Below are 26823 nucleotides of genomic sequence, written 5' to 3' on the forward strand. Positions count from 1 at the left end.
TCGCCGCGTGTCATCTCGACACGGGAGAGACCACATGATGCGCCGCTTGATCGCCTACATCTGTCTGGGGCTCGTCGGGCTGCCGCTCGCCGCACACGCCTTCGATCGACAGGCACTGCAGGAACGTCTCGAACAGACCCCGGCGCTGCAAGGCCACTTCACGCAGACACGCTGGCTCGCCGATGTCGATACCACCCTCGAAAGCCAAGGGCATTTTGCCTATGTGCGCGACGAGAAGGTCGTCTGGCAACTGGAAACGCCCGTGGAAGATACCCTGGTGCTCACGCCAGCGGATGCCACCGAGGCGACGCCACCGAACGACGCTCGACGGGCCGGCCGTGAGCAGATCGCCGCGCTATTGCTGCAACTGCTCGGCGGCGATTGGTCGGCGCTGGAGTCACGCTTCACTCAGACGCTCGAGGGCGACGCCGATGACTGGCGGATTCGGCTCACGCCACGCGACCCGGCACTCGCCGAGCGTATCGGCGAGATTCGTCTGTCCGGCGGGCGCTACATCGAACACCTCGAGATGCGTCTCGCCGGAGGTGACCGCTTGCGCGTCGACTTCAGCAATCAAGCACCGTTGACGCCCGAGGAAATCGACGCCCTCCCCGACGCCACCACCCGCTGACCGGATCGCGAGAGCCACTCATGTCGCTATTGCCCACCACCTCGCGCGTGCCCCGCTACCTTGCCTGGGCCTGGCTGATTGCCCATCTCGTGTGTCTGGTGGCGCTCGGCTGGCTGCTGCGCGACGGACTGCCCGCGGATACGCGACTGACCGCCATGCTACCGGAGGATCGACAAGCGCCATTGGTGGAGCGCGCCAGTGCCAAACTAGGCACGAGTTTCGAAGACCGTTTCGTACTGCTGGTGCACGCCGATGACCTGTCGAGCGCCACACCGGCACTGGCCGACGCACTCACCGAAGCCAACGGCGCGACGCCGCTGCTCGACGCGCTGATCTGGCGTGATACCGACCTTCTCGACAAGGACCCGCGAGCGGCGCTCGACGCCTATCGCTATCGCTTGCTGACTCCCGAGATCCGCCAGGCCATCGATGCCAACGGCGGCATGTCGCTGGTCGCCCCTGCGCTGAAGGCACTGTTCTCGCCCGTGGCAAGTCCCGACCCCGTGCGCGACCCCTTCGGGCTGCTCGATGCCTGGCTAGAGGAACGCACCGCCAGTCGCGTCACGCCACGCGACGGCCGCCTGGGTGTCGACATCGACGGGCAACGCTTCGATCTCTTGATCGGCGAACTCGCCGCCTCACCCTACGCACCGGACGCCCAGCAACGCCTGACCACGGCATTGGCGGATTTCAAGGCCGCACACCCCGAGGCGACGCTATTGCGCTCGGGATTGATCTTCCACGCCGCCGTCGGGGCCGAACAGGCCAAGCACGAGATATCGACCATCGGCCTGGGCGCGTTGCTCGGCCTGATCGCGGTGCTGCTGGTCGTCTTTCGCTCGCCGCGCGTACTGCTCGCCCTGCTGTTGCCCCTGGCTAGCGGCCTTTTGATGGCGCTGACCCTGACGTTGGCATTGTTCGGCAGCCTGCACTTGCTGACGCTGGCCTTCGGCGCCAGCCTGATCGGCATCGCCATCGATTACGCCCTGCATCTGCAGAGTCATCGCGCCATCGCCGGCCGCGCCTTTCAGCTCCGCGCGTTATTGCCCGGACTCACACTCGGCCTGGTATCGAGCCTGGTCGCCTATCTCGCCCAGACCCTCACACCACTACCGGGATTGCGCCAGATGGCAATCTTTGCCGCGCTGGGCCTGCTGGGTGCCTGGCTCTCGGTGGTGCTGTGGCTGCCCCGCTTGCGCTTACCCGTCTCGCCGGCCACCGCACGCCTAGCGACGCGCTGGGAGCGTCTCACCCGAGCGCCTTGGCGTCTCACGCCCGGCTGGGTCGGCGTGGCGGTGGTGATCCTGGTGACGATCTGTATCTGGCGCCTGCATAGCGACGACAGCCTGCGGCTGCTCAGTTCCTCGCCCGCCGCCTTGCTCGAGCAGGAGCGCATCGTGCAGCGACATCTCGGCAACGATACCGGCACCCACTACTTGCTGGTGCGTGGCGACGACGAGGCCGCGTTGCTCTCACGGCTCGACGCCCTGCACGCACCACTTGAGCGCCTGCAACGTCAAGGCGTGATCAGCGGACACGTCGACCTCGCCGACAGCGTACCGCCACCCTCGCGGCAGAATGCCAACCTTGAACGCGTCAAGCGCCTTTACCAGGCGCCGCTCGAAACACTCTTTACCCGCGCGGGATTGCCCGAGACGCTGGCCGAACGCGCTCGCGCACGCCTCGACGCAAGCCCGGTGCTGGATGTCGCCACTTGGCTCGACACCCCTTTGGGCGAGGCACAGCGTCGCCTGTGGCTAGGCAAGACCGATAACGGTGGCGTCGCCGCCACGGTGGTGCTGCAGGGCGTCGAAGATGGCGCAGGAGAAGCACCCTTGCGGGCACTGGCCGAGTCGACGCCCGGCGTCACCTATATCGATCGCATCGAACGCCTCTCCGGGCTACTCGGCGAACTGCGCACGCATATCGCCGAATGGCTGGCATTGGGCCTGATCTTGCTGAGCACGGCGCTGACCCTGCGCTATCGTCGCCGTACCTGGCGAGTGCTGCTGCCCCCGCTGGGCGCTACGCTGATCGTATTGACGAGCTTCGCGGTGGCCGGCATCCCACTCAACGTCTTCAGTCAACTGGGGCTATTGTTGGTCTTGGGCATCGGCCTCGACGCGGGTATCTTCAATGCCGAGCACCCCCGCCAGGCCGCCGCCTGGCTGGCCATCAGCCTGTCCACGCTGACCAGCCTGCTGGCCTTCGGGCTGCTGGCTTTCAGTGCTACCCCGGCGCTTCACTATCTCGGTCTGACGTGCCTGATCGGCCTGGCCGCGGTGTGGGGGCTGGTCTACTTGCTCAGGTCCGGTCCACGAGGAGACGCAGGATGAACATGCACACCGACGCATCCCCACATGCCGCCGACTGCGACGTCGCCATCATTGGTGCCGGCCCCGCCGGGGCGGCGGCCGCCGCGCGCCTGAGCCACCTTGGATGGCGTGTGCATGTCATCGAACGCAGCCATTTTCCGCGCTTTGCCATCGGCGAGAGTCTGCTGCCGCAGAGCATGGCCTATCTCGAGGCAGCCGGTTTGCTGGAAACGGTCCAGGCCGCCGGTTATCAGCCCAAGAACGGCGCCGCCTTTACCCGCCACGCGCGGACCACCACGATCGATTTCCGCGAGAAATCCACGCCCGGCTGGGGCACCACCTATCAGGTGCCGCGCGCCGACTTCGATCAGCGTCTGATCCATGCAGCCGAGGCCCAGGGCGCGACGCTCGAGTTCGGTACCACGGTCATCGCGTTCGACGCCGATGCCACGCGCCCCACGCTGCAACTCGAGGACGAACAGGGGGCAACGCGCCGCTTGAGCGCGCGCTACGTGCTCGATGCCAGCGGATACGGCCGGGTGCTGGCGCGCCTGGAAGCGCTCGAACGCGATCCACGCGCCGAGCCACGCATGGCGATCTTCAGCCATGTCGATGACGGCATCGAGGACCCCGATTACGACCGCGAGAAAATCCTGATCGGCGTGCACCCCGAGGACGCCGGTATCTGGTACTGGCTGATCCCGTTCGCCGACGGACGCGCCTCTGTGGGCATCGTCGGCGATATCGAGACCCTCGCCGCGCATGGCGACTGCCCCGAGACACGCTGGCAAACCCTGATCGACCGGGAGCCGCGCTTTCGACAGCTCTTGCACCAGGCGCGGCGCGTGCGCGAAGTCAACGAGATACGCGGCTACGCGGCCAGCGTCACGCGTCTGCACGGGCCCGGTTACGCGCTGCTCGGCAACGCCGGGGAATTTCTCGACCCGGTGTTTTCCTCCGGCGTCACCATTGCCCTGCACTCGGCGCACCTGGCCGCGCCGTTGGTCGACCGCCAGCTACGCGGCGAGGCAATCGACTGGGACGCCGACTTCGAGACCCCGTTGCGCGCCGGGGTGGATACTTTCCGCGCCTTCGTCGAGGCGTGGTACGCCGGCACGCTGCAGACCATCGTCTTTCACGAAGCACCGCCGCCGCGTTTCAAACGTTGGATCAGCGGCGTACTCGCCGGTTACGCCTGGGACCACGACAATCCCTTCGTCACCGCCTCGCGGCGGCGCCTGGCAACGCTTGCCGAAGTCTGCGAACAACGCGACAAGGTGCGTTCATGAGCCTGTCACGTTTCCCCCTCGCACTCGTGCTGTGTGGCCTGTTGCTGCTCGGCGGCTGTTCGCTGGCGCCGCCCATCGCGCCCCATCCCGCACTGGATCAGGCCGAACGCACGGAGACGCTCACCCGGCGCCTGACCTTCGTTCCCAACGACGCGGAGGCAGACTCACGGACCCTGATCGCCGTGCTGCGCCTTGCCCCGGACGAATTGCGCGTGGTGCTGACCACGCCCTACGGGCAACGCCTGACGACGCTGGTGCGCGACGCCTCGGGCAGCCGCTTCGAGCAGGGCGACGCCCCGCGCAAGGATGTCCTGCCGTTTCCGCCGGGTTGGCTGGCGACGCGCCTAGAATGGGCGCTGTGGCCCCGCGCGTCGCTCGAGACGGCCTTCGCCGATAGCGCCTGGACGCTCGATGAGAATCGCCAGCGGCGCTTGATCGCCTATCACGGCGAGCGTATCGCGCGCATCGCGCCGCCACCGGCGCAACGCGATATGAACAGTGACAGCGAAATATTGCTGGAAGATTTTCAAGGCGGGTATCGACTGCGCATCACGCCGCTCGATGCGTCCACAGAGAACGAGGCCTCACAATGACCCCATCCACCGACCGCCAACCCTGTCGTCTGTCGCGTCCCGGCGTAGCGTGCAGCCTCGGCGATGACCTGGAGACCATCGCCGACGCCTTGTTCACCGGGCGACGCGGGCTGACATCCAGCGCCGCCTTCACTCCCCAACGCGAGCTACCGTTGGGCATGGTGACCTGCGCGCTCCCCGACTGGGATGACTGGCCGCCCGAACAGCGCAGCCGCAACAACCGCTTGCTGGCACTCGCCATGCAACGCCTGCATGACACGCTCGATACGTTGCGCGAGTCGGTGGCACCCGAGCGCATCGGCGTGGTCATCGGTACCAGTACCTCGGGGATCGGCGAGACCGAACGCGCCATCGCCGAAGTCGGCCGCGAGGGTCCGCTACCCGAGACGTTTCGCTACGCCAATCAGGAACTCGGGGCGCCGGCACACTTCGTCGCCGAACGCATTGGCGCCCAGGGACCAGTGTATGCGCTTTCCACGGCATGCAGCTCCAGCGCACGGGCCCTGGCCAGCGCTCGGCGCCTGCTGGCCAGCGGGACATGCGACGCGGTCGTCGCGGGGGGCGCGGATAGCCTCTGCCGTTTGACCGTCAACGGCTTCGCCAGCCTGGAAGCGATCAGCACGCGGCCTTGCTTGCCATTCTCCGCGCAGCGCGACGGCATCAATATCGGCGAGGCGGCGGCACTGTTCGTGGTCACCCCGGAAGCCGGCGGCATTCAGCTCAGCGGTACGGGAGAGTCCAGCGACGCCTATCACGTCTCCGCGCCACGTCCGGATGGTAGCGGCGCGTACGAGGCAATGCGCCAGGCCCTGGCGATGGGCGGCTGCGCGCCCGAGGCGGTGGACTACCTCAACCTGCACGGCACCGGCACCCGCCATAACGACAGCATGGAAGCCAAGGCGGTCGCGGCGCTCTTTGCGACCTCGCCGCCGTGCAGCTCGACCAAGGCCTTGACCGGCCACACCCTGGGCGCCGCTGGGGCGCTGGAAGCCGCGTTCTGCTGGTTGGCGCTCGACCGTGGACGCCTGCCGGTGCATGTCTTCGACGCTGTCCCCGATCCCGAGTTGCCGCTACTCGACTATGTTATACCTACGGTCACGCCCGAGCACACGCCGCGTCCGCTCCAGCATGCGCTGAGCAATTCCTTCGCCTTCGGCGGCAATAACGCCGCGCTGCTGATGACCCGCGAGGAGACATGCCATGCGCCTTGAACTCCCCTGTTCGGTCAAGCCATTCGTCCCCCATGACGGCGCCATGTGTCTACTCGACACGCTGCTGGATTACGACGCCGAAGGCGCCACCGTCGAGATCACGCCCAGAGACAGCGATCTTTTCGTCGAGGACGGTGTGATTCCCGCCTGGGTCGGCCTCGAATGGATGGCCCAGGGCGTCGCCGCCTGGGCCGGAGTCTGGGCGCATATCGACGGCGCACCGCCGCCGCCCGGTTTCTTGATCGCCAGCCGGCGCTATCATGCCCATGTGGATAATTTCGCTCTCGGCGAGCCGGTGCATGTCCGAGTGACACGGGAATTCGTCGCCGACAACGGCGTGCGCGCCTTCAGCGGCAGCCTATCGATGGCATCAGGTACATGCCTTGCCGAAGGACGCCTGAGCATCTTTCAACCAACGCCGGAAACTTCTTCTTCCCCCACAGAAAGGCCAGACGCTCGATGACCGACACCATCCTGGTGACCGGTGCCAGCCGTGGCATCGGTCGCGCCACCGCCCTGCGCCTCGCGCACGACGGCTTCGATATCGTCCTTCATTACCGCTCGCGGGAGCAGGACGCCGAGCGCGTCGCCGAGGAAATTCGCGCGCTGGGCCGCGAGGCGCGCCTTATATGTTTCGATGTGACCGATCGCGACCAGGCACGCGCCCTCCTCGAAGCGGACATCGGCACCCACGGCGCCTATTTCGGCGTGGTCTGCAACGCCGGCATCACCGCCGACAACCCGTTCCCCGCGCTCACCGGCGACGACTGGGACAGCGTGGTACATACCAATCTCGACGGTTTCTACAACGTACTGCATCCGCTGGTGATGCCGATGATCCAGCGCCGCAAGCCGGGACGCATCGTCACCATCGCCTCGATGTCGGGGCTCATCGGCAATCGCGGCCAGGTCAACTACAGTGCCGCCAAGGCGGGGATCATCGGCGCCACCAAGGCGCTGGCCATCGAACTGGCCAAGCGCCATATCACCGTCAACTGCGTCGCCCCGGGATGGATCGACACCGATATGACACATCACCTCTCCCAGGAAGAGGTGCTCAAGCTGATTCCCATGCGACGCACCGGCCAAGTCGATGACATTGCCGGCGTGGTGAGCTTTCTATGTTCAAAGGATGCCGCCTATATGACACGCCAGGTGTTGCCGGTTAATGGCGGCATGTGCTGAGCTCTCTGGAGAGGATGTCGCTTGCCACCATCAAGCTTGGCGCGACGGGGCCGATAATCAGGCATACGCCTGAGGCAATGGATACGACTCGATGAAACGCTTGGCTCTGATACTTGCCATACTCCTCGCTACCGCCCTGCTGGGGGGTGTACTGCTGTCGGCCACCGACCTCGCCTGGCCGCTGCCGCCCTCGGCGCTGATTCCCCTGGGCGCGTTCGTGCTCGCGCTTGGCGCCCTGGCGATTTTGGCCTTGCTGGGCCTGGCGCTGTGGCAGCAGCTCTCCCAGCAGCAGCGCGCCCTGCACGACAGCCTCGAGGCCTTGTCCCATCACGGGCGCACGCAGACCACGGCACTGCTGGCCGAGCATTTCATGCAACATGCCGAACGTTTGCTGGAGAAAGAGGGGCTGGATCCCAACAAGCGCAACGTGTTGCGCTGCCTGTCCATCGATGCCCTACGCGGCAATAGCGGGCGCGGTGACCCCAACTATGCACGACTGGCACGGCTATTCGAGTGGTTCGACGGCGAAGCACGCGCCACCGGCGACAATGCCGAACGGCAACGCCTGTTGGTCCCGGTACTGATGCAGTATGCAGAGATCGCCGTCCAGCTATGCCGTGTCGGCGAAAGCGAGCCGGAACGCGTGGGCGAATTTCTGAGCCACCAGCCGCCGGCAGCGACCCAGCACGAGGATGAGGAGGCGCCATCGGCGTGACCGACGCCTTACGACATGCGGCTCATTGGCCCTTGACCGCCGCCGTCACGGTGACTTCTACCTTGAGCTCGTCGGCAGGCATCGGCGCTACTACGCAGGTGCGCGCCGGGGCATGGCCGGTGGGTACCCAGGCATCCCACACCGCATTCATGGCCGCCACGTCTTTGCCATCCGCCAAATAGACCGTCGCCGTGAGCAAGTGCTCGCGGTCCGAGCCTACTTCCTCGAGCAAGGTGTCCACGCGTGTCAACATGCTCTCGGTCTGCTCGGTGATGTCACCGTGGCGGGCATCCGGGCCGGCGACCTGGCCGCATAGATAGGCGACAGCGTTGTGAATCACGGCCCGGCTCATGCGGTCCTTGGTGTCGTGACGCTGAATGATCATGGCAGGATCCTCATAGGGTTGTAGCGCTTAACGCAACAGTAGCAAAGGCACCTGGGCGCGGCGAATCATCGCCGTGGTGGTGCTGCCGACCAGGAACTGGCGAATGCGCGAATGCCCGTAGGCGCCCATGACCAATAAGTCGATATCGTGCTCGTGCTGATAGTCGCACAGTACCTTCTCGACCTCACCGGCGATGATGTGCGTATGCACGGCGCTGCTGATCGGCGCCATTTGCTTTTCCGCCCAGGCCAGTTGCTCGCGATGTTCGTCGGTATCCGCACCCACCAGCACCAGGTGGCATTCCAGGTCGCGCAACAAAGGCCGTTCCGAGAGCAGTTCGACCATCTTGCGCGTGGTCGGACCACCATCGAAGGCGATCAGGTAGCGCTTGGGCGTGGAGAAGGACTCCGGGATTACCAGAATCGGGCGATGCAGCCCGCGAATCACGCGCTCCAGGTTGCTGCCCATATGTTCCGGAGAGGCATCCGCCGACTCACCACGCTTGCCCAGCACGATCAACCGCGCTTCTTCTTCGATCTCGGCCAAGGCCTCGACCAGCTCGCCGTTACGCTGACGCGTTTCGACCTCAGTGATGCCGGCAGCCTCGGCGCGCTCACGCGCAGCGCTCAACATCAAGCGGCCGTGCTCTTGCGCGACCTTGCCGCGCTGCTCATCCAGGCTGGCCAGCTCTTCAAGAAGGTGTTCGCGCGAGCCGAGCCCTATGTTGCCGCGCGGATCGAACTGACTCGGCGCCTGATTGCGATCCAGCACATGCACGAAGGAAAGCGGCACCTCCATGCGCTGGCTGGCCCAGACCGCAGCCTTGCTCACGCTCTCCGAATAATTCGAGCCATCGATACACGCCATGACGTGAGGTGCTTTCATGTGGCGGGCTCCTTGTGATTATCTTCCGGGTCCCATCGCAATGGGGCTAAACGCATGATACTCAAGCGAGGAGAGACTTGTCGTCTCCCCTTAAGGCGTAGGCTGCGGCTCAGTGCCCCATCAGCTTTTCTACCGCACCGGGCTTGTCGTGCACTGCGAAACGGTCCACCAGAGTAGCGCTGGCTTCGTTGAGCCCCACGACTTCCACCTCGGTGCCTTCACGGCGGAACTTGATGACCACCTTGTCGAGCGCCCCCACGGCGGTGATGTCCCAGAAGTGTGCGCGGGTCAGGTCGATGTGGACGCGCTCCACGGTTTCTTTGAAGTCGAAGGAATCCACGAAACGATCCGCCGAAGTAAAGAACACCTGGCCGACGACGCGATAGACACGTGTCTTGTCGTCATCGCCTGTCTCGCTGCCCACGTAGAGGATCTGGCCGACCTTGTTGGCGAAGAACAGCGACGCCAGCAGCACACCCACCAGTACGCCGATCGCCAGGTTGTGAGTCGCCACCACCACGATCACCGTGGTCAGCATGACGACATTGGTCGACATCGGGTGCTTGCGCAGATCGCGCAGCGACTCCCAACTGAACGTCCCAATCGCCACCATGATCATCACCGCCACCAGGGCGGCCATGGGAATCTGCGCAACGAGATCACCGAGAAAGACCACCATGATCAGCAAAATGACGCCGGCACACAGCGTGGAAAGCCGCGTGCGGCCACCGGATTTGATGTTGATCACCGACTGCCCGATCATCGCGCAACCGGCCATGCCACCCAGAAAGCCGGTGGCGATGTTGGCAACGCCCTGGCCCTTGCACTCGCGGTTCTTATCACTGGGCGTGTCGGTGAGCTCGTCGACGATGGTCGCGGTCATTAGCGACTCGAGCAAGCCCACCACCGCCAGCGCAGCGGAATACGGGAAAATGATGGCCAGCGTCTCGAAGTTGAGCGGAACGTCTGGCCACAGGAAGACCGGCAGCGTATCCGGCAATTCGCCCATGTCGCCCACGGTGCGCACCATGGAGAAATCGCCCAGCATGTAAATCGTGGTCAGCACGATGATACAGACCAGCGGCGACGGCAGCATGCGGCCGATGACCGGGACGTAGGGAAACAGGTAGATGATCCCCAGACCGGCGGCGGTCATGGCATAGACGTGCCAGGTTACATCGGTCAACTCCGGTAACTGCGCCATGAAGATCAGAATCGCCAGGGCGTTGACGAAGCCCGTGACCACCGAGCGCGAAACGAAGCGCATAAAGGCGCCCAAGCGCAGATAACCGGCTACGATCTGCAACACCCCGGTCAAGAGCGTGGCAGCGAGCAGGTATTCGAGCCCATGTTCTTTGACCAAGGTCACCATGAGCAGTGCCATGGCGCCGGTGGCGGCGGAAATCATCCCCGGGCGGCCGCCGGTAAAGGAAATCACCACCGCCATGGAAAAGGACGCGAAGAGCCCCACCTTAGGGTCGACCCCGGCAATGATCGAGAAGGCGATCGCCTCGGGGATCAGGGCCAGCGCCACCACGGCGCCGGCCAAGACGTCCGATCGGACGTTCAAGAACCAGCGTTGTTTGATTGATGCGTACATGCGTGTGTCCATCGATGAGAACGGTCAGAAGTGTTACTCGGCGCGCCTGGCGACGATCCATTCGGGTCACGGGCATCGTGTCATGTGCCGATGTCGAGAATGCGACGGGAACCGAAAAGACGGCCGGAAACGGCCCCGACGGACGCATGGTGCCTCCATCGGGGCCGCGAGGAGCGTGGAAAACGCTCCAGGGGAAAGGGGTACGCTAGGGCGGCGTTGCGCTCATGAAATCAAATCGGCCTTGAACGGTCGGTTGTGGGCACATGGCGTCATGTACCCAGGAAAGCGCAGGATTCTACCAATTCGATCCCGCACTTGCACCTTTCGTCTTAGAAGGGTGCACCTCACGCCAGTCGTACATCGGCCAGCCGCGTTGCTCGGCGATACGTGCCAGACGGGCATCGGGCTGCGTGGCATGGGCATGATCGACACGTTCGAGCAACGGCAGGTCGTTGTGCGAGTCGCTATACCCCCAGAGGACGTCGGGGCATGCATTCGCCGCCTCGCGCTCGGCGAGCCAGGCATCCAGTGCCGTCAGCTTGCCTGCCTGATAGGTGACGATACCGGTCGGCTCGCCGGTGAAACGTCCCTCGGCATCGAAGGCCGGGTGCGTGGCCAGCGCCTCGTCGGCACCGACAGCCTGCGCAATGGGCGCCACCAGGTGATGCATCGAGGCCGAAATGATCAAGGTGGCGTGGCCCTGGTCACGATGCCAAGCCAGGCGTTCCAGCGCGCCGGGTATCAGGCGCGGCCGGATCCAGGCATCGATGAAATCTTCCACCTCGCGGTGCACCGACTCGTGCGAACGCGCGACCAGCGGCGCAAGCACGAAGCGAAGATGCGCCTGCATATCCAGCGTACCGGCCTGGTACGCCCGGTCATGACGCGCCACTTGCTCCATGAAGGCTTCGCCGTCGTCCACCCACTGGCGGCGCACCAGCCAGGCAATCCACAGCCCGGTGCAGTCTCCATCGAGCAGGGTGTCGTCGAGGTCAAAAATCGCCAGTTGGCGGCTGTCAGCGGGCATGGCGCCTGGCTCCTGGGGAAAACGAAGCGTCATTCTAACCGCTCGATATGACAGACGTCTGTCACGCTTCGTTGCCCGGCGTCTCGTTAGTTGATGACGCACGGCTCGACGACTTATCTGACGAAGAACTACCCGACGTGTCGTTGCCAGTCGACGCTGCCCCCGACTTGTTCAACTGGCTCTTGAAAGCGTCCATGATGTCCATCGGCAACGGGAAGACGATGGTCGAGGCGTTCTTATTGCTCATGTCGCTGAGCGTCTGCAGGTAACGCAACTGCAGCGCTGCCGAATTGCTGGCCATGACATCGGCGGCCTCGACCAGCTTGTGCGAGGCCTGCAGTTCGCCCTCGGCATGGATCACCTTGGCACGCCGTTCGCGCTCGGCCTCGGCTTGCCGGGCGATGGCGCGGATCATGCTCTCGTCGAGGTCGACATGCTTGATCTCGACATTGGCGACCTTGATGCCCCAGGCCTCGGTCTGGGTGTCGAGGATCTCCTGGATATCGTTGTTGAGACGGTCGCGCTCGGAGAGCATCTCGTCGAGATCGTGCTTGCCGAGCACCGAGCGCAAGGTGGTCTGTGCCAGCTGGCTGGTGGCGACACCGAAATTCTCGACCTGAATGATGGCCTTCTCGGGGTCGACCACGCGAAAGTACAACACCGCATTGACGCGCACGGTGACGTTATCCTGCGAGATGACGTCCTGCTCCGGCACGTCCAGGGTCACGGTGCGCAGGTCGACGACCTGCATCTTCTGAATACCCGGAATCAACAACAACAGCCCCGGCCCCTTCACCGCCTGAAAACGGCCCAGGAAGAACACCACACCGCGCTTGTACTCCGGCAAGATGCGTATCGCCGCGAACAGCAATAGCACCACGAGAACAATCGGCACTAGATAGGCATAACTCGCGTACATGGCGTTACTCCTTCTCGCTTAGCGTTGGCATGCCCCGCATGACGACTAGGGGGTTGCCGTGATGGGCTCGACCACCAGCGTCAAGCCTTCGTTGGATACGATCCGCACCCGCTGACCACGGGCCACGGGAGAAGCACAGCGTGCGTGCCAGCGCTCACCATGCACCATGACCTTGCCTTGCCCCTGAAAATCCGCCAGCACCGTGGCCTCCTGACCGACCATCTCCTCCTGGCCGCCCTGAGGACGACGTTCGCGCAACCCCACGAAGCGCATCACTACCCACAGCAAGAACCCGGCGGCCACCAGCGCCACGCCGCCTACCAATGGCCAGGCCAGCGCCTGATGCGTGTCGTCCATCAGCATCACCGAACCGGCGACGAACGCCGCTAGTCCGCCGAACCCCAGCACCCCGATACTGGGCACGAATGCCTCGGCCACCACCAGCGCCATGCCCAGGAAAATCAATACCAAGCCAGCGTACCCCACCGAGAGCACCTGGAAGGCATACATGGCCAACACCAGACAGATAGCGCCGACGACCCCCGGGAATAACGTGCCCGGGCTCAGCAATTCGAAGATCAGCCCGTAGAAGCCGATGATCATCAGGAAATACGCGACGTTGGGATCGGTAATGAACGCCAGTACCTTGGCGCGCCAATCGGGGGGCTGGCGCTCGAGCGTCATGTTCTCCGTGGAGAGCGTACGCTCACCGCCTTCCATGACCACGCTCCGCCCATCGAGCTGGGTCAGCAAAGCATCGAGATCACTCGCCACGATCTCGATGACATTGGCCTCCAAGGCCTCGTTGGCCGTCAGGTTGGCCGCCTCTCGAACCGCGCGTTCGGCCCACTCGGCGTTGCGCCCGTGGCGCTCGGCCAGCGAGCGAATCGTGGCCACGGCATCCTCGAGCACCTTGCGTTCCATCGCCGAAGAAGACGCCTGCGTGTCATTGCCGCCCTCGCCCGCTTCAGCGTCGCCTTTGCCCTCTTCACGCGCTTGATCGTTATCGTCACCAACGCCACCCAGTTGCACCGGCGTCGCCGAGCCGAGATGCGTGGCCGGCGCCATGGCGGCGACATGACTGGCATAAAGCAGATAAGTGCCGGCGCTGGCGGCACGCGCACCGGCGGGCGTCACATAGCTCACCACCGGCACCGGCGAGGTGAGCATTGCGCTGATCATGTCGCGCATCGAAGCGGCCAGGCCGCCGGGGGTATCGAGTTCGAGAATCACCAACGAGGCACCGTTTTCGTCGGCACGCTCGAGCCCACGCTGAAAGTAATCACTGGTGGCGGGGCCAATGCTGCCGTCGATGGTCAGGACCACGCCGTGGGGGGTGTCACCCTCACCTTCGGGTTGCGCGCTCGCCCACCATGACAAGCCCAACCCCGCCAGCAGCAGGAACGCCCACACCAGGCAGCGGCGCATCGCGACATCACTGAGGCGTCGCATCGCGGCTCTCCGAGGTCGTGGCCGAGGACGAAGCACAGGGCATGGGACGCGTCGACCAGGTGGTGGCGCCATCGTCCCCGCGACATACATGGCTACCTGCGGAGGTGTTAGTGCGCGCCTCAACATCCGGCGACGATGACACACGAGGCTGCACGATGACCGACGGGTACACGTCGATGCGCTGGCGTTCTTCTCGCCATCCGCGCTCGTCCCAGCCATACCCGGCGTGACGCTCACGGTCATGTCGTCTGTCATCATGCCCGGCAGAACGGGACTCGAGCGGTAGCAAGCGCCCGCTATCGGGATCGTAAACCTTGATGCCATCCGCGCTGGCCGTCGTGATTCCCGCCACCGCCAGCCACAAGGCAATGCCCATCGCGACAGGCATTACGTCACCCACGTACCGATACCTCGTCATGCTCATCTCCTCGGAACCCGATCCCACTCATGGGCCTATGCCGTCAGTCTAGTTCACGTGCATCGCATAACCATTCCCACAGCGCTTCGCATGCCGGCCGCAGTGCTCGCGCCTGCGGGCGTACCAGCCAGAAGGCTTCATCGGTGGGCATGCACAACTCAAAAGGCGCTACCAGATCGTCGCGACCATCGAAGAGGCGCCGGTGGGTCAAGGCGATGCCCGCGCCGCGTGAGGCCAATGCCAGTGTGGCAACCTGGGTATCGCAAATGAACGAAGCACAGCGTGCTTCCAGCCCTTCAGACCCGGCCAGCGCCAGCCAGCTCGGCCAGCCCAGCGCGAAGCCCGCAGCGTGCAACAGGGTATGCCCGGCCAGGTCGCCAGGCGTTTGCAACTCACGGGCCAGAGCCGGCGCGCATACCGGCAGCATGACTTCTTCGTTGAGCAGCACCGACTCCATATCGGGCCAATCTCCCTGGCCGTAGCGAATTTCCATGTCGACGCCCTCGGCGCCGAAGTCACCGGGCCACACGGCGCTCACTAAACGTACCGTGATATCACGATGGCGCTGGTGAAAGCGCGTCAGCTCGGTGGCCAGCCAACCGGCCTGAACGGCGGGTGTGGCACGCAACGTGACCGGTGCGTCGGGGTGCGGCCCGAAGACCTCGGCGGTACCTTCGGCAATACGCGTAAAGGCCTCCTGAATGCTCGGTAGCCAGGCCTGCCCGGCCGGCGTCAGCGACAAACTCCGAGGGTGACGCACGAATAGCGCTTGGCCGAGGCGGTCCTCGAGCAAGCGAATCCGCTGGCTGACGGCTGACTGCGTCACGCCCAGCTCACGACCGGCCTGGGTGAAACTCAGCGTGCGCGCAGCAACCTCGAAGGCTTGCATCCATAGAACCGGCGGTAGGGACATGGCGAACTCGGCGGTGATGAATATTCACCCATGATCGTCAATAAGCCACCCATTAGCAAAACTTGGCCTCAGGTACGAGATTCATCGTTTGTCTAATGTCGCCATGAGGCGACATGCTAGAGGCCGATTCGCACGACCCATATCAGGAGGCCATCATGCATTCCCAGAGCCATTCCCCCGCCGTCGACATGAGCGAGCTGTTTCCTTATGCACAAGGCTCCACGCTGCACGCCAGCCGGGCTCACGACAATGCACTGGAGGTGACCTGGGAAAACGCCGACAGTGCGCGTTTCAGCTACCGTTGGCTGCGTGACCATTGCGCCTGCGCCGAGTGCCGCCACCCCATGACGCGTGAGCGTCTCTATATGCCGCTCGAAGACGAGAACTTCCTGAATGCCCGCCCCCAAGCCGCCGTCGAGGACGGTGTGCTGGTGCTGCGCTGGGCCGACGGTCACGAATCGCGCTTCGACGCCGGCTGGCTGTATCAACGTCGCCCCGAATCGCACATCGATGACGGCGTTCCCCGCGCCACAGCCTGGCGCGAAGACTTCGCGCCCGTTCATGTGTCGCATGCCGACATGATGGCCGGCAGTGACGGTCGCCGCGAGTGGTTGACTGCCTTGCTGCGCGATGGCTTGGTGCTGCTCGACGACGGCCCGCGCGAACTCGAGGAAGTCGTGCGCATCACCGAACTGTTCGGGCCGATGCGTGCCACCAACTTCGGGGCGCGCTTCGACGTCCAGTCCAAGCCGAATCCTAATAATGCCGCTTATACGGCCATCGGCCTCGAGCTGCATACCGACCTGCCCAACTGGCGCCATCCGCCGGACATCCAGTTGCTGTATTGCCTGGAGAACGAAGCCGAAGGCGGCGAATCGTTGTTCGCCGATGGTTTCGCCGTGGCCGAAGCACTGCGCCACGAGGCGCCGGAGGTCTTCCTCCGCCTGCGCGACACCCCCATTGATTTCCGTTTCCAGGACGAGGATAGCGACATCGCCGTGCGTGCCCCAGTCATCGATGTCGATGACACAGGCCGCATTCGCGAAGTGCGCTTCAACAACTGGATTCGCGACACCCTGCGTCTTCCGCCGGAAGAAGCCGATGCCTGGTACGAGGCGTACCTGATCTTCTGGCAGCGTCTGCGTGAGCCGCGCTTCCGCGTCGACTTCGCGCTCAAGTCCGGGCAGATGGTGGCCTTCGACAACCGTCGCGTGCTGCACGGTCGCGGCGCCTTCGACCCCAATACCGGCCGTCGTCACCTGCAAGGCACTTATCTGGATATCGACCACCTCGAATCGCATCTACGCGTGCTGGCGCGCCACGCTTCCAACGCCGCGCCCGCTACTCCGACAACATCCACCAATGAAACGGGAGTTTCCTGATGTCTCACTCGCTGCGCCCCTTACTCGGCGGACTACCGCTAGCCGCCGCTATCGGCCTGGCCATGCCGGCTCAAGCCGCCGACAATAGCGTGAACTTCGGCGTGCCCTCGTGGCCCGGGATTACCGTCAAGACCGAGATCGCCAGCCAACTGCTGGAACCTCTCGGCTACACGACGCAGTCCGATAACGTCGGCCTGCAGGTCATTTATCAAGGCCTGAAAAGCGGCGACCTGGATGTCTTTCTGGGCGGCTGGCTGCCGGCACAAGAGCCGATGCTCACGCCGATGGAAGACAGCGGCAGCGTGACGCGTATCGCCAACAACGTCGATGGCGCGCAAATGACGCTGGCGGTGCCCGAGTATGTCTACGAGCAAGGCGTGACCTCGTTCGCGGACCTCGACGCGCATCGTGATATGTTCGAAGGAGAGATTTACGGCTTCGGCGCCGGCTCGGCCGCCAGCGAGATCCTCAACAAGGCGATCGACAACGACACTTGGGGACTCGGCGACTGGCAGCTGGTGGATACCAGCACCGTCGGCATGCTCAGTGCTGCGCGGGATGCCATCTCTCGCGAGGAACCCATCGTGTGGGTAGGTTGGACGCCGCACTGGATGAACATCGAGATGCCGATGCGCTATCTGGATGACAGCAAGAACCTGTTCGGCAAGGGCAACGGCGCCAGCCAGGTGCTCACATTGATGAACGCCGACTATGCCGACGCTCACCCCAACCTGACAGCGTTTTTCGAGAACTTCACCTTCACCGCCGAACAGCAAAGCTGGATGATCAAGGCCTTCGGTCTCGACAAGAAAGGGCGCGAAGAAGTCGCCAACACCTGGATCCAGGACCATCCCAAGCGCATCCAAGACATGCTGAAGGGCGTGACCACCACTAACGGCAAGCCCGCCTGGCCGATCGTCAAAGAAGCCTTGTCGCTATAAGACAACCCCGCACCTACACGCATGGCACCGCTGGGTGCCATGTTTCCCCCATGCGGTCTCTCACGTATGCTTGGCGCATTCAACGTTGAGAGGCCCGCATGTCCCGTTCCCTCGCTATCCTGTTCGCCCTGCTGGCCGTGATGCTCGGCTGTGGCCTGCTCTGGCAATGGTTGGCCATGCAAGACATCCTGACGCCGCAAGCACTATTGCAAACGCTACAACACGCCGGCACATGGCGCGACGCCGCCTGGGCACCCTTTGCGGTGATGGGGATCTATGCCACCACGTCGCTGGTGATCTTCCCCTTGAGTGTACTGGTGGCGGTCACCGGCTTGATCTTCGGTCCCGCCTGGGGCTTCGTCTATGCCATGCTGGGGACGCTGTCAGCGTCGATCGCCACGTACTGGGTAGGCAGGGCGTTGGGACGCGACGCCCTGTTGCGCCACGGCGGCCAGAAGCTCAACGGTCTTGCCCGTCTACTCGCGGGACGTGGTATACGCACCATGGTGCTGTTCAACCTGCTGCCGCTGGCCCCCTTTACCCTGACCAATATGCTGGCCGGAGCCTGCCATTTGCGTTTTCGCGATTACATGCTCGGTTCCACGCTAGGGATCGCCCCTGGACTGCTGGGCGTCACCTTGCTGGGGAGTCAACTGGGGTCGTTGGTCACCGCAGAAAGCCGCGAGGGATTGCTGATCGCCGCCGGCGGCATCGTCGTCGCGATTGGTATCTTGTGGGGACTCAAGCGTTATGCCGAGCGGCGTCGCAAACGTGTGTAACGCCCTCTCTATGAGCGCTCACTTACTGGGAGCTTCTTCCGTGGCCTGGACAACATCGCTCTCCGGCACGGTTTGAAACACCGAGCGCAATACCCGACCGCGATGTCGCAGCAAACGCCACTCGGCTTCGAGACGCCCGCGCACCTTTTCCCAGGCCCCGTCATCGCGCTCCGCCGCGCTCGCTTCAGCCTCGAGCACCTGGCGATAGATGCTCAAGCAATGCTCGGCACAGCGTCGTTCATCGAAGCCAAGCGCGCTATCGAGCGCGCCCTTGCGCAAGGTCGCACGCAGCGCCGGCTCTTGCAGCGTTTCCAGCGCTTTCGCAAACGTCTCGACATCGTCGCTCGGCAACATGATGCCGTTGAGACCATCACCCAGCACCTCGCGCACACCACTGGCATCGACCGCCACCACCGGCAGGCCGGCGGCCATGGCCTCGGCAATGACCATACCCTGGGTTTCGCTGTGTGAGGCGAAGGCAAACGTGTCCATCGCATGATAGGCATCGATCAGCGCCTGATCGTGCAGCTTGCCGGTGTAATGGAAGCGATCCGCCACGCCCTCTCGCGCAGCATGGTCGTGCATCGCCGTGCGGGCGTCGCCCTCGCCGACGATCAAGGCGCGCGCCTTGGGATGACGCGCCATGAAACGCGACAGCGCTGCAGCCAGGAAGTCGAGATTCTTCTCCATGGCCAGACGCCCCACGTGGCCTATCACCATCGCATCCTCGGGGATGCCGAAACGCTGACGCCAGCGCTTTCCATCGCCCCGGGCAAAGGCGCGCGTATCCACGCCGCTGGGAATCACGCGCACCTTGTCGGGTAAAACGCCACGCTGGGCCAATAGGCCCGCAATGCTTTCGCTGGGTGCGATGACCGCATCGCACAAGCGCGTGTATTCGCTGGACAGGGCAATCGCGAAACGCTGCATGCGCGGCGAGTCGCCGGGCACGTAATGCGTATAGTGCTCATAAAGCGTGTGATGGGTAAAGACCAGCGGCAGGCCATAGGTTTGCGCCACGCGCGCTGCGGTGTCACCGAGCAGGAAGGGATGATGGGAATGCACCAGGTCGGGCTCGAACGCCTCGATGGCCTCGTAGAGTTGACCGGGCACCGGCACGGGAAGAGAAAAATCACTGCCGTTGAAGCGCTGCATGGCCACCACGCGCACCACATCGCGCTCGAAACGTGGCTGACCATCCAGTTTCGGCGCTACGACCAACACGCTGTGCCCCGCATTCTGCAGGCACCGCTTGAGACGCTGAACGGATTCACTCACTCCACCCACGGTCGGACAGTAGGTGTTGGTGAACATCAGGATATTCAATCCCTCGACTCCCTATGACCTCGAAAGCGCGACGCGGATCTGGCCCGCCGCAAGGCGGCACATCATAGCAGATAGCATGGCACCAAAGGCCAGAGTTGGAGACATTAACGTGATGCGTCGGGCAATTCAGGCACGCGCCCCCGCATGCCTTCCGCCAGGTGGTCGACAAACGCCCTCAAGCGCGCGCCGGCATGTCGACGCGGCTCATGCACGGCATAGAAATCCGCTCGCACACCTTGCCATTCCGGCAACAGAGGCACGAGTTCCCCTCGTGACAAAGCAGCATGCACATCCCACCACGAACGCATCAGAACTCCCGCGCCTTCCCTCGCCAGGCAAGTGACCACCTCGCCGTCATTGCTGGCCAGGTGACCGCCGACACGCACCGTGCGCACCTCACCTTGGCGTTCAAGGCGCCATAACGCAAAGTCGCTGTCATTTTCGCGCACGACCAGGCAAGTGTGCCGCGCCAAGTCTTCCGGCGTTCGCAGCGGCGGCGCCCGCTGGAGATAGTCGGGCGAGGCGCACAGAATGCGGCGGTTGGCGAGGACCGGATGCGCGACCAGGTGCGCATCGGGCGGCTCGCCGACGCGAATGCCGAGATCGAAACCATGATCGGCGAGACTCAAGGGGAAATTTGTCAACTCCAGCCAGATATCCACCCCCGGATGGCGCGCGGTAAAGGTCGCGATCAACGGCGCCACATGCCGCCGCCCGAAGCCGAAGGTGGCATTGATACGCAGGCGCCCCGACAAATCGCCGCGCCGGTCACGCAATTCGCTTTCCAGCTCGCCAAGGTCGGAGAGGATCGTCGCGCCACGCGCCAGATAGCGCTCCCCTTCGGCGGTCAACGTCAGCCGGCGCGTGGTGCGTGTGGCCAGCGACACCCCGAGTCGGGTCTCCAACTGCATGAGGCGCTTGCTCACCGCCGACAACGACAGGCCGAGCTCACGCGATGCCCCGGTCAAGCTCCCCGAACGCGCCACCTGCTGAAAGAAGGCCAAATCGTCTAGCGGCGTCACATCATTCTCCACTTTCATTCAATAGTGGATTGCATTATAGCCTGATTATCACCGCGCTGCCGCGCGCTAGACTCAAGGGACATACCACGACATACCATTTCACTCCATTGACCGCTCAGGAGCCTTTCATGACCACACACAACATCGCCGTCATTCCCGGCGACGGCATCGGCACCGAAGTCACCCCGGAGGGCGTCCGCGCCCTTGAAACCGCAGCCCAACGCTTCGGCATTGACCTCAGCTTCGAAGACTTCGACTTCGCCAGCTGCGATTATTACCTCGCCCACGGCCAGATGTTGCCGGATGACTGGAAAGCCACGCTGTCCCGCTTCGACGCTATCTTCTTCGGCGCCGTGGGCATACCCGCCAAGGTGCCCGATCACATCTCACTTTGGGGATCGCTGCTGCAGTTTCGGCGCGAGTTCGACCAATACATCAACCTACGCCCCTGCAAGTTGATGCCCGGTATCAAGAGTCCGCTGGCCGACCGCCATCCCGGCGATATCGACTTCTACGTGGTGCGCGAGAATACCGAAGGCGAATACTCGAGCATCGGCGGCAAGATCTTCGAGGGCACCGAGCGCGAAACGGTAATGCAGGAAACCGTGATGACTCGCACCGGCATCGACCGAGTGCTCAAGTACGCCTTCGAGCTGGCCAAAAAGCGCCCGCGCGGCAAGCTCACCTCGGCCACCAAATCCAACGGCATCTCGATCACCATGCCTTACTGGGACGAACGCGTGAAAGCCATGCATGCGTCCTACCCGGAGATCGATGTGGATCAGTTCCACATCGACATCCTCACCGCCAATTTCGTGCTCCACCCCGACTGGTTCGATGTGGTCGTCGCCAGCAATTTGTTCGGCGACATCCTCTCCGACCTGGGCCCGGCGTGCACCGGCACCATCGGCGTCGCCCCCTCGGCCAACATCAACCCGGAAGGCAAGTTCCCCAGCCTCTTCGAACCGGTTCACGGCAGCGCGCCGGATATCGCCGGCCAAGGTATCGCCAATCCCATCGGCCAGATCTGGTGCGGCGCCATGATGCTCGATCACCTGGGCCACGAGGACGCCGGCAAAGCCATTCTCGACGCCATCGAATCGGTGCTCGCCAAGGCCGACCCCAACGTGCTGACCCCCGACCTCAAGGGTCATGGCACGACACGGGGCCTGGCGCAGGCCATCATCGAGGCGATCTGAGCAGTCCGCTTGGTCGCACCAGCCGCGCGCGTCGCCTAAGGTAGGTGGGTAAATGGGGACGTGGCACCAACAGCCACGGCCCAGACCGTGAACGATCTAGGGAGAGGATCATGACGATATTCGAAGCACTGCGCGAAAGTCACGACAGGCAGCGCACCTTGCTCGATCTGCTGGTCAAGACGCACGGCGATAGCAATGGTCGCGACGAGCTGTTCAAGCGCGTGCGCGCCGAGTTGGAACATCATGCGGGGGCGGAGGAGCGCGCGCTCTACATCCCCATGATGGAACACGACATGACGCAGGAAAAAGCCCGCCACAGCGTGGCCGAGCATCACGAGATCGACGAACTGATCGAGAGCCTGCAACAGACCGATTATAGCTCACCGGGCTGGCTCGCAACGGCGCGCCAGCTGCAGGAGATGGTCACCCATCATCTCGACGAGGAAGAACAGGAAGTCTTTCAGTTGGCCGGGCGCGTCTTCGACGACGCGACCAAGCTGTCGCTGGCCAAGACCTACCAGGAAGAGATGCAGCGCCTAGCGTCTTGAGTGTGAGACCGGGAGCAAGCAACCGAGCACCACGCCATAACGCGAACGCCCGGCGAGAATATTCTCGCCGGGCGTTCGTGTCTTTCGCCATCGCAGTTCGCGAGGCGCGTTACAGAACCGGTATTAGCGGTCCGATGCTACGCGGAAGCGCACCACGGCTTGATAGAGATCGCCGGCTTGCGTTTCGAGCGAACCCGCTGCACCAGCGGCCTGCTGCACCAGGGCCGCGTTCTGCTGCGTGACCTGATCCATCTGCGTCACGGCCTGGTTGACCTGCTCGATCCCCGAGGACTGCTCCTGCGAGGCGGCGGAGATCTCGGCCATCAAGTCGCTGACACGCTGGGCACCTTCACGAATCTCACCCATCGCGCTATCGGCCTGGTCAACGAGTTCGGCACCGGCGTTGACGTGGCTCACCGAGCCTTCGATCAACGTCTTGATATCGCGCGCTGCGTCCGCACTGCGACTGGCTAGATTGCGTACCTCGCTGGCCACCACCGCGAAACCACGGCCCTGCTCGCCGGCACGCGCCGCTTCCACCGAGGCGTTGAGCGCCAGCAGATTGGTCTGGAAGGCGATGTCATCGATCAGCGAAATGATATCGGCCACCTTGCGAGAGCTGCTGCGGATCTCGCCCATGGTACTCACGACCTGGGTAATCACCTCCTGGCCATGCGCCACCGACGCCGTGGTGGCATCCGAGACCTTATTGGCCTGATCGGCGTTTTCCGCGTTCTGACGCACGGTAGCCGTCAACTCCTCCATGCTCGACGCGGTTTGTGCCAGCGACGCCGCCTGCTCCTCGGTCCGCGCGGAAAGATCGTTGTTACCCGTGGCAATCTCGCGTGAGCCCTGGTCGATCGCCTCTCCTGCGTCACGGATACGGGCAATCGTCCTGCTCAACTCGAGACGCATGCGCTCAATGGCATACATCAAACTTTGCGTATCGCCCTCGCGCAATGTAACGGGAGACGTCAGATCCCCCTCAGCGATACGTCCCACGACACGCGCGGCTTCATCCGGCTCGCCGCCCAGGCTGCGATACACGTTGCGAATCACCAGCAGGAAGGCCGCCGTCAGAAGGCCCCCCGCCACCAGCAAGACCAGTGCGTACTGCCACAGTTTGTCGATGAAGGCCGACTGAATGTCGTTAGTGTAGACCCCCGCCGCCATGTTCCATCCCCAGGGCTCGAAGCGCTCGACATAGCTGAGCTTGGGGAACAGCGCATCGCTGTTGGCGTCGCGCGAGGAATACGGCAGATAGCCGCCACCCTTTCCTGCAAGCGAGGCCAGATCGCGATACACCGCCACGCCGTTGGGATCCTCGTAGTTCGACATGTCCGAGCCCGCTTCACGACGCGGGTGATAGACGAGTTTCGCGTCGGCATCGAAGACGAAGACATAATTGTCGCGGTCGCTGCCGAAGCGTATTGCGTCGAGGGCATCGACGGCCCGCGCCTTGGCCTCTTCTGCACTCAGCTCACCCGCCGCGACGCGCTCGGCATAGCCGTCCAGCAGGGTATGCACCATACCGATGGTGTTGGAAAGCGCGGCCCTGCGCTCATCGAACATCACATTCCGACTCTGCCACGCCATGCTGACCACGATGGCAATCATCACCAGCCACATCAGTGCCAGCGTCAGCCACAACTTGCGCTTGAGCGTCCACTGCGTACGTGTCGTCTCCGCATGAGAACCGTGCGATACCACCGGCGCCGTCGGTTCGCCCGCGTGAGCGACCACGTTCGAATTAGCCATTAACCCCCCTTGACCCTTGTTGCGTCTTCACAATCGATGACGGAGGGGTTATCGGCCGGACGCAACGATTCTTGAGAGGCACAGTGCACAGTAAGTGCCCACTTTCTTTCCAAGCGTCTAGCCGACTGCGTCTCGCCCATTGGTCGAATAGGTTCAACATACGCGCAGATTAGTTCTACATTCAAAAAGGCAAGTAACCCGTCACACATCACATCCAACAAACGCAAAGGATCTTCACGCCATGCAGATGGGACGTCGCCAATTTCTCGCCACCTCCAGCGCCCTTGCCGCCACGGCCACCTTCGCGCCGACGCTATTGGCGCACACCAACGGTGCCGGTCAACCGCAGCGTTACCCGGATGATGCCTGGGAAGTGCTCGATGATCGTTTCAAGCCCTATTACGTCTTCAACACACCGCTCGAGCGGCAATGGACTGGCGGTCTATGGCTCGAAGGCCCCGCCTGGAATGCCGTGGGCCGTTACGCCGTGTTCAGCGACATTCCCCGTGCCCGACAGATGCGCTGGGACGAGGTCACCAGCGAAGTCAGCGTATTGCGCGAAGGCGTCGGCCATTCCAACGGCAACACCTTCGACCGCTGGGGTCGCCTGGTAGCATGTGAGCACTCACCAGCGCGCGTGGTGCGCTACGAGTGGGACGGCAGCGTCACGACCCTGGCCGACCAATTCCAGGGCAAGCGACTCAATGCGCCCAACGACCTGGTCGCCCTCGACAACGGCGGCATCCTGTTTACCGACCCCGGCTACGGCGCGCACGTGGATTACGAAGGCCACAAGCGTGAACTCGAACTCGACCCGGCGATCTACTACATCGACGACGAACTCGACGAGCCACGGCTATTCTCCGATGCGCTTTACAAGCCCAACGGAATTGCACTGAGCGCCGACAAGCGCACGCTTTACGCCAGTGACACCGCACCGTCCCACTACCCCGACCAACCGGCCACCATCTCGCGTTGGCGCCTGGCGGAGGACGGCACTGCGCAAGGCGAGCGTGAGACGGTAGTCTCGAGCAAGGACGAGGGCTATGACGGCATCACGCTGGACCAGGACGGCAATATCTGGAGCAGTGTCTCAGGCGGTGCAGGTAAGGACGGTGTCTCGGTCTTCACCCCCGGCGGCGAGCGCCTGGCGCGGATCCTGTTGCCGGAAGTGTGCGCCAATGTGTGCTTCGTGGGCGAGGACCGCAACCGCTTGTTGATGACGGCCAGCCAGTCGATCTACACCCTCTACACCGGTGCTCGCGGCGCCTGATCCGCGTCCCACACGCATCCGACATTCGCCCGGTTTTCATCGTGAGACCGGGCATTTTCATTACTCCGACCTCCCCTCTTGTGGTCGCGCGCCCGGCTCGTAATGTAGAGCTATCGATGGCACTAATGCCGTATTAGCGATGCTTGCAGCCACGACTCGTTCGCTCACGAAGCTTGCAACACCGCAGGCCTCGCAGTGACGCGTACCGGACAACAACATAGTAGGCGCACGACATGACCAACCAAGAATTCTTCGCCCAGTTATGGGATGACTACGTCGCCATGACGCCCCAGGCGCAGCGCATTCACGACGCCTTTCTGGCCGACGGCGAAACGATCATCAACGACCACGTCGCGTTTCGTACCTTCGACCGGGGCCCCATTCGCCTGGAAGCGCTCGAACCGCATCTACTGGCGATGGGCTACACCCGCTTCGCCCCCTACGAGTTCGAGGCCAAGAAGCTACGCGCCTTCGGCTATCTACCTCCCAGCGACGACCAGCCACGCGTATTCCTCTCCGAGCTCAAGTGCGACGAGCTTTCTGCCCAGGCACAGGCCAGCATCGACGCACTGATCGAGCAGATCGATTCCCGCCACGTCGCCTCGCCCGAGGTACTCTGGGCAGGTCGGCTATGGGCAGCGCCGAGCTTCGAGACCTACCAGCAATTGATGGCGGAAAGCGAATACGCCGCCTGGCTATCGATCATTGGCCTACGTGCCAATCATTTCACGATCAGCGTCAATCGCTTCACGCAGTACGACACGCTGGAAAAGGTCCTCGCGAAGGTCGAAGCGCTGGGAATCGGGATCAATGAATCCGGCGGTCGTATCAAAGGCTCGCCCGAGGTGTTGCTCGAACAAGGCTCGACGCTGGCAGATCGCCAGCCGTTCACCTTCGCCGGTGGCCAGGCGGAAGAGATTCCGACCTGCTACTACGAGTTCGCCAAACGCTATCACGATGATGACGGCAAGCTTTATCAAGGCTTCGTCGCGGCAAGCGCGGACAAGATCTTCGAATCCACCGATGTGCGCGGCGAGCGCTCCGCGGGGCGTTGAAC

The 26823-nt window shown here is 63.5% G+C and carries 26 protein-coding genes; 15 read left to right on the forward strand and 11 right to left on the reverse strand.

What is annotated here, in order from left to right:
• Nucleotides 1–34: 34 nt before the first annotated feature.
• From RVY79_RS01985 to RVY79_RS02020, 8 genes are all read left to right on the forward strand, one after another.
• Nucleotides 35–631 (forward strand): outer membrane lipoprotein carrier protein LolA, encoded by a 597-nt coding sequence (locus RVY79_RS01985; RefSeq protein WP_317462320.1) that lies wholly within the window; start codon nt 35–37, stop codon nt 629–631.
• Nucleotides 632–651: 20 nt separating this feature from the next.
• A complete protein-coding gene (locus RVY79_RS01990) occupies nt 652–2967 on the forward strand; it encodes a hypothetical protein (RefSeq protein WP_317462321.1) in 2316 nt (771 codons plus the stop codon).
• On the forward strand, nt 2964–4235 hold the full coding sequence (locus RVY79_RS01995; protein WP_317462322.1) for an NAD(P)/FAD-dependent oxidoreductase: 1272 nt from the start codon (nt 2964–2966) through the stop codon (nt 4233–4235). The genes RVY79_RS01990 and RVY79_RS01995 overlap by 4 nt, the downstream gene beginning before the upstream one ends.
• Entirely contained in the window at nt 4232–4828 is a 597-nt protein-coding gene (locus RVY79_RS02000) for a DUF3261 domain-containing protein (RefSeq protein WP_317462323.1), read from the forward strand. The genes RVY79_RS01995 and RVY79_RS02000 overlap by 4 nt, the downstream gene beginning before the upstream one ends.
• Nucleotides 4825–6039: a beta-ketoacyl-ACP synthase gene (locus RVY79_RS02005; protein ID WP_317462324.1), complete on the forward strand. Its 1215-nt coding sequence runs from the start codon at nt 4825–4827 to the stop codon at nt 6037–6039. The genes RVY79_RS02000 and RVY79_RS02005 overlap by 4 nt, the downstream gene beginning before the upstream one ends.
• On the forward strand, nt 6029–6502 hold the full coding sequence (locus tag RVY79_RS02010) for a hotdog family protein (protein ID WP_317462325.1): 474 nt from the start codon (nt 6029–6031) through the stop codon (nt 6500–6502). The genes RVY79_RS02005 and RVY79_RS02010 overlap by 11 nt, the downstream gene beginning before the upstream one ends.
• On the forward strand, nt 6499–7224 hold the full coding sequence (fabG, locus tag RVY79_RS02015) for a 3-oxoacyl-ACP reductase FabG (protein WP_317462326.1): 726 nt from the start codon (nt 6499–6501) through the stop codon (nt 7222–7224). The genes RVY79_RS02010 and fabG overlap by 4 nt, the downstream gene beginning before the upstream one ends.
• Nucleotides 7225–7315: 91 nt before the next feature.
• Entirely contained in the window at nt 7316–7939 is a 624-nt protein-coding gene (locus tag RVY79_RS02020) for a hypothetical protein (RefSeq protein WP_317462327.1), read from the forward strand.
• Between the two features lie 22 nt (nt 7940–7961).
• On the opposite strand, the gene RVY79_RS02025 is transcribed toward RVY79_RS02020, so the two are convergent.
• From RVY79_RS02025 to RVY79_RS02060, 8 genes are all read right to left on the reverse strand, one after another.
• The gene (locus RVY79_RS02025) at nt 7962–8324 is read right to left on the reverse strand and encodes a RidA family protein (protein WP_317462328.1); all 363 of its coding nucleotides are present in this window, start codon (nt 8322–8324) and stop codon (nt 7962–7964) included.
• A 27-nt stretch (nt 8325–8351) separates the two neighbouring features.
• Entirely contained in the window at nt 8352–9209 is an 858-nt protein-coding gene (locus tag RVY79_RS02030) for a universal stress protein (protein ID WP_317462329.1), read from the reverse strand.
• Nucleotides 9210–9318: 109 nt separating this feature from the next.
• A complete protein-coding gene (locus tag RVY79_RS02035) occupies nt 9319–10809 on the reverse strand; it encodes a SulP family inorganic anion transporter (RefSeq protein ID WP_317462330.1) in 1491 nt (496 codons plus the stop codon).
• Nucleotides 10810–11104: 295 nt separating this feature from the next.
• Nucleotides 11105–11836 (reverse strand): HAD-IB family hydrolase, encoded by a 732-nt coding sequence (locus tag RVY79_RS02040; RefSeq protein WP_317462331.1) that lies wholly within the window; start codon nt 11834–11836, stop codon nt 11105–11107.
• A 61-nt stretch (nt 11837–11897) separates the two neighbouring features.
• Nucleotides 11898–12755, reverse strand: a complete 858-nt coding sequence (locus RVY79_RS02045; RefSeq protein ID WP_317462332.1) for a slipin family protein — start codon at nt 12753–12755, stop codon at nt 11898–11900.
• Nucleotides 12756–12800: 45 nt separating this feature from the next.
• Nucleotides 12801–14207 carry a nodulation protein NfeD gene (locus RVY79_RS02050; protein WP_317462333.1) on the reverse strand — a complete coding sequence of 469 codons (1407 nt, stop codon included), beginning with the start codon at nt 14205–14207 and terminating at the stop codon, nt 12801–12803.
• Nucleotides 14191–14625, reverse strand: a complete 435-nt coding sequence (locus RVY79_RS02055) for a hypothetical protein (RefSeq protein ID WP_317462334.1) — start codon at nt 14623–14625, stop codon at nt 14191–14193. The genes RVY79_RS02050 and RVY79_RS02055 overlap by 17 nt, the downstream gene beginning before the upstream one ends.
• Nucleotides 14626–14668: 43 nt before the next feature.
• Nucleotides 14669–15538 (reverse strand): LysR substrate-binding domain-containing protein, encoded by an 870-nt coding sequence (locus tag RVY79_RS02060; RefSeq protein ID WP_317462335.1) that lies wholly within the window; start codon nt 15536–15538, stop codon nt 14669–14671.
• 155 nt (nt 15539–15693) lie between these two features.
• Between RVY79_RS02060 and RVY79_RS02065 the strand changes: the two genes are divergently transcribed.
• The 3 genes from RVY79_RS02065 to RVY79_RS02075 all read left to right on the forward strand — a co-directional run bounded on the left by RVY79_RS02065 (nt 15694) and on the right by RVY79_RS02075 (nt 18640).
• Nucleotides 15694–16920, forward strand: a complete 1227-nt coding sequence (locus RVY79_RS02065) for a TauD/TfdA family dioxygenase (protein ID WP_317462336.1) — start codon at nt 15694–15696, stop codon at nt 16918–16920.
• Nucleotides 16920–17861, forward strand: coding sequence for an ABC transporter substrate-binding protein (locus tag RVY79_RS02070; protein ID WP_317462337.1), 942 nt, complete (start codon nt 16920–16922; stop codon nt 17859–17861). Before RVY79_RS02065 ends, RVY79_RS02070 begins: the two co-directional genes overlap by 1 nt.
• 98 nt (nt 17862–17959) lie before the next feature.
• Nucleotides 17960–18640, forward strand: coding sequence for a TVP38/TMEM64 family protein (locus tag RVY79_RS02075; RefSeq protein WP_317462338.1), 681 nt, complete (start codon nt 17960–17962; stop codon nt 18638–18640).
• A gap of 18 nt (nt 18641–18658) precedes the next feature.
• Here the strand turns inward: RVY79_RS02075 and RVY79_RS02080 are convergent, their stop codons facing one another.
• Nucleotides 18659–19966 (reverse strand): glycosyltransferase, encoded by a 1308-nt coding sequence (locus RVY79_RS02080; RefSeq protein ID WP_317462339.1) that lies wholly within the window; start codon nt 19964–19966, stop codon nt 18659–18661.
• A gap of 104 nt (nt 19967–20070) precedes the next feature.
• Entirely contained in the window at nt 20071–20988 is a 918-nt protein-coding gene (locus RVY79_RS02085) for a LysR substrate-binding domain-containing protein (protein ID WP_317462341.1), read from the reverse strand.
• A gap of 128 nt (nt 20989–21116) precedes the next feature.
• Between RVY79_RS02085 and RVY79_RS02090 the strand changes: the two genes are divergently transcribed.
• A complete protein-coding gene (locus RVY79_RS02090) occupies nt 21117–22187 on the forward strand; it encodes a tartrate dehydrogenase (RefSeq protein ID WP_317462342.1) in 1071 nt (356 codons plus the stop codon).
• A gap of 110 nt (nt 22188–22297) precedes the next feature.
• Nucleotides 22298–22735, forward strand: coding sequence for a hemerythrin domain-containing protein (locus RVY79_RS02095; RefSeq protein WP_317462343.1), 438 nt, complete (start codon nt 22298–22300; stop codon nt 22733–22735).
• Between the two features lie 123 nt (nt 22736–22858).
• Here the strand turns inward: RVY79_RS02095 and RVY79_RS02100 are convergent, their stop codons facing one another.
• The gene (locus RVY79_RS02100) at nt 22859–24493 is read right to left on the reverse strand and encodes a methyl-accepting chemotaxis protein (protein ID WP_317462345.1); all 1635 of its coding nucleotides are present in this window, start codon (nt 24491–24493) and stop codon (nt 22859–22861) included.
• Between the two features lie 241 nt (nt 24494–24734).
• Here RVY79_RS02100 and RVY79_RS02105 point away from each other — a divergent pair, with 241 nt between their 5' ends.
• Together RVY79_RS02105 and RVY79_RS02110 are read left to right on the forward strand one after the other, a co-directional pair.
• Nucleotides 24735–25766, forward strand: a complete 1032-nt coding sequence (locus tag RVY79_RS02105; RefSeq protein ID WP_317462346.1) for an SMP-30/gluconolactonase/LRE family protein — start codon at nt 24735–24737, stop codon at nt 25764–25766.
• 233 nt (nt 25767–25999) lie between these two features.
• A complete protein-coding gene (locus tag RVY79_RS02110; protein ID WP_317462347.1) occupies nt 26000–26821 on the forward strand; it encodes a DUF1338 domain-containing protein in 822 nt (273 codons plus the stop codon).
• The last annotated feature ends 2 nt before the right edge of the window (nt 26822–26823 follow it).

It is taken from the genome of Chromohalobacter sp. HP20-39 (genome assembly GCF_033052815.1).
Lineage (GTDB): Bacteria > Pseudomonadota > Gammaproteobacteria > Pseudomonadales > Halomonadaceae > Chromohalobacter.